The following is a 995-nucleotide window of genomic DNA, read 5'->3' as shown; positions in this document are numbered from 1 at the left end:
AAAATACTGATTATTTTCCTTCTAAATCCGCGCGCTTTACTGATTTTTTAAATAACCTAGCAAGCAAGGGTTATTGCACACAACGGTTTTGTATATGGCTCGTAGCGTGCAAATTAGCTATTATTTTCGGTTGAGCCACAAGCCAGATTTTTAAATTTTACTATTTATCTTTTTTATTGGAAATCGTCCACCGAAGGACTACTGTTACCAAAATATAAAATAAAAACTACAGTAAATTTAAAAATTTGGCGACTTTCCAAATATGCCTAAACTTGGATTAAGCAACTACCAAGCTATGAGCTATATACATTGTTGTGCAACGTATTATTCCGCTATATTTTTCTTCATTCGTTCATTAAATATCGAGTACAAGCGTTTTTCGTTCCACGCAATCTCATCAATTATACAAGTTCCACCCATAAGTAAAATCATAACTTTCTTATCGTTATAAATTTCGTCTTTAATTCCAAAAGTAGGCGAATAACCACCAGAATATTCTAAAAATATAAATTTATTTTTTTCATAAAACTTATCCGCCATTTCAGTCATTCGCATTTGCAACATAGTCTGTTCTTCAATTTTAAGGTCGAGAGTTTCTGCAAACTTATAATTCAGCAATATTGATGCAAGAGTATTCAATTCCGAGTTTGTTTTTTTCTTTAACTTAAGTAAAATTTCATTCTCCGTCAAATTTGAAATTGGATAATTAAGTAGTTCATTAATTTCAACATTCGCAAGTTCACTAACATATTCATCATATTCGGCATCACGATTTTGAGCCAAAATTAAGTTTGAAGTAATTAATGTCAATATTAAGAATACTGTTTTTTTCATATGTTGCACAACGTTTAGTATAAAAGAAGTAGGGCTGAAAATAAGCAATTACCTTTCGGATTATCCACAAGCCAAATCTTTTGCATTTTGTTTTATATTTTGTTCTAAAAGCCAAATCAAAAGATTTGGCGACCTCGCAAATACGCCTGAAACATTGAGTT

General features: G+C 31.0%; 1 protein-coding gene. It reads right to left on the bottom strand.

The features are described 5' to 3' along the window. Positions 1-324: 324 nt before the first annotated feature. A complete protein-coding gene (locus tag K8344_RS13920; protein WP_237609283.1) occupies positions 325-834 on the bottom strand; it encodes a hypothetical protein in 510 nt (169 codons plus the stop codon). Positions 835-995: the final 161 nt, after the last annotated feature.

Source organism: Aequorivita xiaoshiensis, assembly GCF_022008395.1.
GTDB classification, from domain to species: domain Bacteria; phylum Bacteroidota; class Bacteroidia; order Flavobacteriales; family Flavobacteriaceae; genus Aequorivita; species Aequorivita xiaoshiensis.
This window is presented reverse-complemented; position numbering and strand designations above follow the sequence as displayed.